The 6,297-nt window shown below is 33.4% G+C and carries 9 protein-coding genes; 1 reads left to right on the plus strand and 8 read right to left on the minus strand.

Annotation, left to right across the window (positions count from 1 at the left end):
- The coding region (locus J7M77_RS09345; protein WP_296877809.1) for an AAA family ATPase at positions 1 to 1,160 on the minus strand (1,160 nt) is incomplete at its 3' end.
- Between the two features lie 160 nt (positions 1,161 to 1,320).
- Positions 1,321 to 2,688, minus strand: coding sequence for a PTS transporter subunit EIIC (locus J7M77_RS09350; RefSeq protein ID WP_296877811.1), 1,368 nt, complete (start codon positions 2,686 to 2,688; stop codon positions 1,321 to 1,323).
- A 273-nt stretch (positions 2,689 to 2,961) separates the two neighbouring features.
- Here J7M77_RS09350 and J7M77_RS09355 point away from each other — a divergent pair, with 273 nt between their 5' ends.
- Positions 2,962 to 3,687: a 6-phosphogluconolactonase gene (locus J7M77_RS09355; RefSeq protein WP_296877813.1), complete on the plus strand. Its 726-nt coding sequence runs from the start codon at positions 2,962 to 2,964 to the stop codon at positions 3,685 to 3,687.
- A 257-nt stretch (positions 3,688 to 3,944) separates the two neighbouring features.
- Here J7M77_RS09355 and J7M77_RS09360 read toward each other — a convergent pair whose 3' ends face one another.
- The 6 genes from J7M77_RS09360 to J7M77_RS09385 all read right to left on the minus strand — a co-directional run.
- Entirely contained in the window at positions 3,945 to 4,106 is a 162-nt protein-coding gene (locus J7M77_RS09360; protein ID WP_296877815.1) for a hypothetical protein, read from the minus strand.
- Between the two features lie 232 nt (positions 4,107 to 4,338).
- Entirely contained in the window at positions 4,339 to 5,310 is a 972-nt protein-coding gene (locus J7M77_RS09365; protein ID WP_296877817.1) for an SH3 domain-containing protein, read from the minus strand.
- A gap of 18 nt (positions 5,311 to 5,328) precedes the next feature.
- Positions 5,329 to 5,628, minus strand: a complete 300-nt coding sequence (locus J7M77_RS09370; RefSeq protein ID WP_296877820.1) for a hypothetical protein — start codon at positions 5,626 to 5,628, stop codon at positions 5,329 to 5,331.
- Between the two features lies 1 nt (position 5,629).
- Positions 5,630 to 5,845: a hypothetical protein gene (locus J7M77_RS09375; protein WP_296877822.1), complete on the minus strand. Its 216-nt coding sequence runs from the start codon at positions 5,843 to 5,845 to the stop codon at positions 5,630 to 5,632.
- Position 5,846: 1 nt separating this feature from the next.
- Positions 5,847 to 6,122 carry a DUF6275 family protein gene (locus tag J7M77_RS09380; protein WP_296877823.1) on the minus strand — a complete coding sequence of 92 codons (276 nt, stop codon included), beginning with the start codon at positions 6,120 to 6,122 and terminating at the stop codon, positions 5,847 to 5,849.
- A partial coding sequence (locus J7M77_RS09385; protein WP_296877825.1) for a phage holin family protein occupies positions 6,122 to 6,297 on the minus strand: 176 nt, incomplete at its 5' end. The genes J7M77_RS09380 and J7M77_RS09385, both read right to left, overlap by 1 nt.

The raw sequence follows: 6,297 nt of genomic DNA on the forward strand, positions 1-6,297 counted from the left end.
ACTTCTTTATTGGGTACTTTAATCTTATAATAGCCACTAGTTTCATCCATTGTTTCGACGATCGTTAAATATCCGGCATTAATAAATAATCCCCATAAACATGGTGTAGTTGATACTTCATAAAAACTTGTTTCCAGTACTACCCAGGTATCTAAATATCCCTTTTCAATTAATTCTTCATATTCTTTGAAAAAGTCATGTTTAGCTTTTTCCAGGGCATATCTTATCATATTATTGGCGCTGGTATTGACCCAGTAGGGTTCTAATTTTCTACTTTTGGCATAGTTAATTAATGACCAGGGATTATAGATTTCATTATCGCCAATATGATAACCGTCATACATTTCTTTGACCTGCTCATTTAATTCTAGTCCATAATAGCTTAATAGTTCTTTTACTTCATCTTCATTAAAACCAAAATACTGACTATATGATTCTTCAGTAACAGTACATACAAGTGGATTATTTAAATCACTGAAGATATTTTCCTTGGCTACTCTTTGAATTCCAGTAAGCATAGCATATTCTATGCTATCTGAAGTTTTTAAGGCATTATGAAGCATTAAGGCTAAATCGTTTCTTATTTCATCATAGAATTTACCTACATGAGCTTCGATAAACGGGGTATCATATTCATCAATAAAGACCATTACCCGTTTATGATAGTATTTTTCTAACTGTTCCATTAAAAATGATAATGCATCTGTTAAATCATCCAACTTTTCATCATCGTTTAAAAGAGCATTTATAATTAAATCATAGTCGCTTTGTTCAAATATGTTCATATTATTAAATAAAGAATTATATCTTTTATACTCTTTTTTTAATGCTCTTTTTATTTGCCTAACTACTACCTTTTTACTTCCTTTGGCATTGGCGAAGGAAACAAATACAGTTGGATACTGATTTAAATATGAACAATATTCAGTTTCCATAATCTTAGTATCTTTAAATAGTTCTTTAGAATCTTTGGTGATATCAAAAAACTCTGCCATCATTGACATATTTAAGGTCTTTCCAAATCTCCGTGGTCTAGTTATTAATGTTACCTGAGCACCAGTTGATAGAAATTCTTCGATCATTAATGATTTATCAATATGATAGTAATTATCTTCTTTTAATCTTCGATACTCTGTTATTCCAATTGGGATTTTTTTCATTTCCATCAGTCCTTTCAAGCCTATTATACCTTATTTATTCTACCTTAACTAGATTTATTCATGTTAAAAGGACTACAAGCAAAAAAGCAAGATAAGAATTAATCTTGCTTTTAAATATTCAATTGTTTAGGTATGTAAGTGTTTATCAGCTCAATTGATATTAATTAGATTCTCCAGCTTCTTCTAAAAGCTTTTGTTTTTCTGTCAATTTAACAAATGGATAATATAAAATCATATCCAATAAGATCAAACCAATTACCATTATTCCTGCTTTAATATCCATGCATCCAAGTGCTGCCCCAATTGGTGCTGGTGTTGTCCATGGCGTTTCAATAACCCCTTTACCAACTATATTTAACGCCATTAAAGTATAAGCAATAATTGAATTTACTACTGGTACAAAAATAAATGGAATCATCATCAAAGGATTTAATACCATTGGTAACCCAAAGATAATTGGTTCATTAATATTAAAGATTGCTGGTCCAATTGACAAACGACCCAACGTCCTTAATTCTTTTGATTTAGAGCGTACTAATAATAAGCAAAGTCCTAAAGTAGCTCCGCCACCACCCAAGGTAATTACATAAGACCAGAATGGCTGTGTAAAGAAATGAACAATTGTACTTCCTTCAGTAAATGCAGTAATATTAGCTACTAAATACATTTGCATAAATGGAAGTCTGATTGGTTGGGTAATGCTGGCTCCATGTAATCCAAAGAACCAGAATACTTGAGCAATAATTGTAATTAAGCAAATTCCAACTAATGAATCTAACCCTGATACTGCTGGTGCTAAAATTGTCATCAGCATACTTGGTAATAGATCCCCACTTAAATTTTGAATAACTAAAGATGCCCCATAGAATACAATTACACATGTAAATAAAGGAATAATTGCATCAAATGATGATGTAATTGCAGGTGGTACACCTTCGGGCATTTTGAACCGAATATTTTTCTTTAATAACGCCCGCATAATCTCAACGCATCCAATCGAACATAATATTCCAGTAAAAATACCTTTAGCGTCTAAATATGTAGTTGGAATATATGTTCCCGCTTGCGCTAATAAATCTGCAGCACTGGCACCATCAGTTATCAAACTGCTTGGTACTGCTGAAAGTGAAGGTGCTGACATGATCAAAAATACAGCAGTGGTTACACATGCAGCATTTAAACCTGGCATTTCATATCTTTTCGCTAAATGATATGAAATAGAGAAAGTAACAAACAATCCCATCAATGCCATTGTCATGTTATAAGGTACTTGCAACACTGCCTTATATGTTTGTGCCCAGTTATACCAGCCCATTAAAATATCACTAAAGAAGCCCCAATCTGGTAATGTATCTGGTGTAAATGGTGGTGTTGAAATAACCAAACATACCCCACCTAAGATAGATAACGGAATCGCAACTACCATACCATCACGAATCGCTGCTAAATGTTTTTGGTTCCCCAATTTATTGGCAATTGGAACCAGAGTGCGATTGGCAAGTTCATTAAACTTGTCCATAAAATTCATAACTATCTCCCCTTTCTTTACTTGCAAGTATAGTAAATGTGTAATTTTTTTTCATTAAATTTCCAAATCTTTGAATCTATTTCCATTTTTTAGAAATAACTTGAAAATAAAATATTTAATATATTAAAATAAGAAAATAGGCTAATTTCTCTTAAAAAAATTGCTTTAATAAAGAGCTTTTTTATTGTTGACTTTACTTTTTTTATTACTATAATTACAAGTGTGTAAGTGTTATCTCCTCAATGACAATAAATCAATGTGGAGGTTATTTTTATGAAATTAATTGTTGAAAAAACAGAAAAAGAAATGAGTGAAAGTGCTTTGCACATTCTTCTTGGAGCGATGATGCAAGACAAACGGGTTAACATTTCACTAACTGCTGGTGAATCACCAAAAACACTTTATAAGATGATGGCCCCAATCGTCAAAGACAAAAAGCAGTTTGCAAATGTTCAATACTATTTATTTGATGAAGCTCCATACCAAAACCAAACTTATGGACCTAACTGGGATGAAATGCACAAATTATTCTTTGATGATGCGAATATTCCTGACACACAAATCCATACTACAACAATGGAAAATTGGGAAACTTATGACTGGCAAATTCGTGAAGCTGGTGATTTAGATGTAATGTTGATTGGACTTGGCTGGGATGGTCATTTCTGCAGTAACTGCCCACGCTGTACACCAATGGATAGTTATACTTATATCATGGATCGAGCTACTAAAAATAAAGCCAATCCAACCTATCCGCCAAAAGCTGATTTACCATTTACTTTATCAATGGGTCCTAAAAGCTTAATGCGTGTTAAACATTTAGTAATGATCGTTAATGGTAAACACAAAGCAGAAATCTTAAAGAAAATGTTAGATAGTCCAATTAGTGATGAATTGCCATCAACAATTTTAAAATTACATCCTAATTTCACAATCATTTGTGATCAGGATGCTGCTTCATTGTTAAATCTTGACGATTATCCAGAACATCGTATTTAATCTTTAAACTTCGGCTAACACCGGAGTTTTTTGTCATTTCCAAGATATGGAAATTAATTGACGCAGGAATGCGGAGTTTAGCCGGTTTGTTACTTATTTGTTACTTACGGAGTACATTTTACTGCATTTTATCATGTTTTTCCTATCCTTATTATATATAGAAATAAAGAAAGCCCAGGAGGCAACGTACTTACAGTACGCTTAGCATTTAGCTACCTACCCTGGGTCTTATTTTTTAATTCAATTTTATCATAGACTTATTCTTTTTCAATGTATTTGTTATTTACATAATACTGCTTGTGATTTCTATCTTCAATAATACTGATGAACCTCCCATCCAATATTAACCAGTATTGCTGATCAATCGAAAGCTTCTTGCCTTCGATTGTTTCAGCATCTTCTTTTAATCTAATGATCATAATGCACTCCCATTTGATTTTCTAACTCTTCGGATAATTCGTAATATTTATAGTACTGTTCCTCATAATAGTCGAGATCACCGTTAAGGTCCTGAATTTCATCGGAATATGCCTTTATTTTAGCATTGTAATTCCTTTTTAATTGAGCGGTATAAATACCTAACACAATATTGATCAATAAAGACAACGATATCAGAGATACTATCGCTCTTTTTGTTTTTAGTGCCATAAACTATACCTTAACTAAGTAATCACCTGATACCCATCCGCTAGGGATTTTGGCCCAGTTGCCATTCCATTCGCTTACCGTTACACGGGTACCATTCAACAGACCACCGTTTGCATTTGAATGCTTTTGGCCATCTTTAGTTAACTGGCTTTTAGATTTTCGAGAATAGTTAGTACCTGGACCGCTTCTAACAACAAGAGCACTGTCTACACGGACTTCATAAGTTCCAGTTGCTTTACCTGTTGCATTAGATCCACCAGTTACTTTGGTGCAGTATTCACCGCTTACCCATCCTGTACCGTTGACATATAACCATCCGTTGTTTTCTTTAGATACAGTTAAAACAGTACCATTTGCATAGGCGGTAATTTTCTTACCACTAACGTTTGGCTCAGCACGACAGTTGACACCGCTAGGAGTATTTACCTTTACTTTGTAGTTTACGCTTGTACCGCTAGCAGTATTAGTAGTTGGCTGATTAGGTGTTGCATTTGCTGAAGTACCATCATAATTAACAATACCATATCCACGAATAGATTGAGAACCAATAGCAATTGTTCTTCTCCCAACTGCATCACTTTTATTACCTTCGATAGCAGTAATATTATTGCCACTTACGCTTTCAACATAACCAACATGATCACTCCAAGTATCTTTGCCATCCCAATCATAGAAGATAACATCACCAGGTTTTGGAATATAATTACTATCTTCTTGCCAGGCTCCCATGTTTTTGAATAATTTAACCATTTGCTCTGCTCCACATTCCAGTGGAATAACATCAGTTGCGTTTGCTTTGATAGCAACAGCAGACACGAAAACCGCACACCAAGAGTCTGTGTATTTCACTTTATAACCTCTTGCTAGTGGAGTATGTGCATTATAAATATCGATAATTTCCTTATGTGAGCCATCAGCTTCGTTTAATCCAATCCACCCTCTAGCAATATTCAAAACAGTTTCTACGTTATTCATTTTTAATTATCCTCCATTTTATTTATCAATAATTCTAATTCCATATTCAAGAGCACATTCATGTTCAATGCGGCATCCTCTTGCATCTTCCCATCCTTTTGCAAAATAAGCAATATCAGCGCCTGAAAGCAATTCTAATGATTTGCCTAAAAACCATAGCGGTTTTGCATCAGCAGGAGCATTTTGAAAGAATGAATCAATGACCTCTATTTTTGTTTCTAAACAGTTTTCAGCCTCTTTAATTGCGTGTTCTCTTTCCTTTAAGATTTCTTCATCAGTTTTATTTCTCATAGGCTGACTAATAAATAATTTTTTCATTTTACTTTTCCTCCTGTACAATTTCAAAACCATCACCAGCTAAATATCCTAGTGTGTATTCTTTTCGTTGACTGTCAAACAAATCTACTTCTTGATTGTCAAAAGTATGCATCATGATAGTACCTTTGATATGATCCCAATACCAATAACCACCCCAATTAGGATATTTTACTTTTTTTCCTTTTTTCATTTCTTCAAACGCTTCTTTAAATTGCATATTATTCTACCTCCATATTAAAGCATTTTGACGGAATGCATGTATTCGATTGCTTTAAATAAATATCTACATACAATTCATCTTTATCTCTGTTATAAGTTACTTCAGGATAATAATGACCCAGTTTTTTAGCATATAACGTACATTTTTTATACCCTAACTCATGCGCAAACCACACAAAATCTAATTCCTGCAGTGTTAATTCAATATCATATTTTTCTTTCATTATTTTGACAACTGCATTTTTTGCTACTTTTTCAAATTCGTATGATGTCATTACTTTTCCTCCTGATCATTTTCTTTGTTAATAATTTTGTCTGCGACTTCCAATCCGTTGATTAACACATTAGGTACGTTTAACCCAGCTTCTACGAAATTCTCAATAATGCTTCTTGCTTCATTTACCATCAGCGAAGCCAAGACAAACCAGCCTAATAAAGTTGTAATTCCTA

Source organism: Thomasclavelia sp., from assembly GCF_017889095.1.
In the GTDB taxonomy this organism is placed as follows: Bacteria; Bacillota_I; Bacilli_A; order Erysipelotrichales; family Coprobacillaceae; genus Thomasclavelia.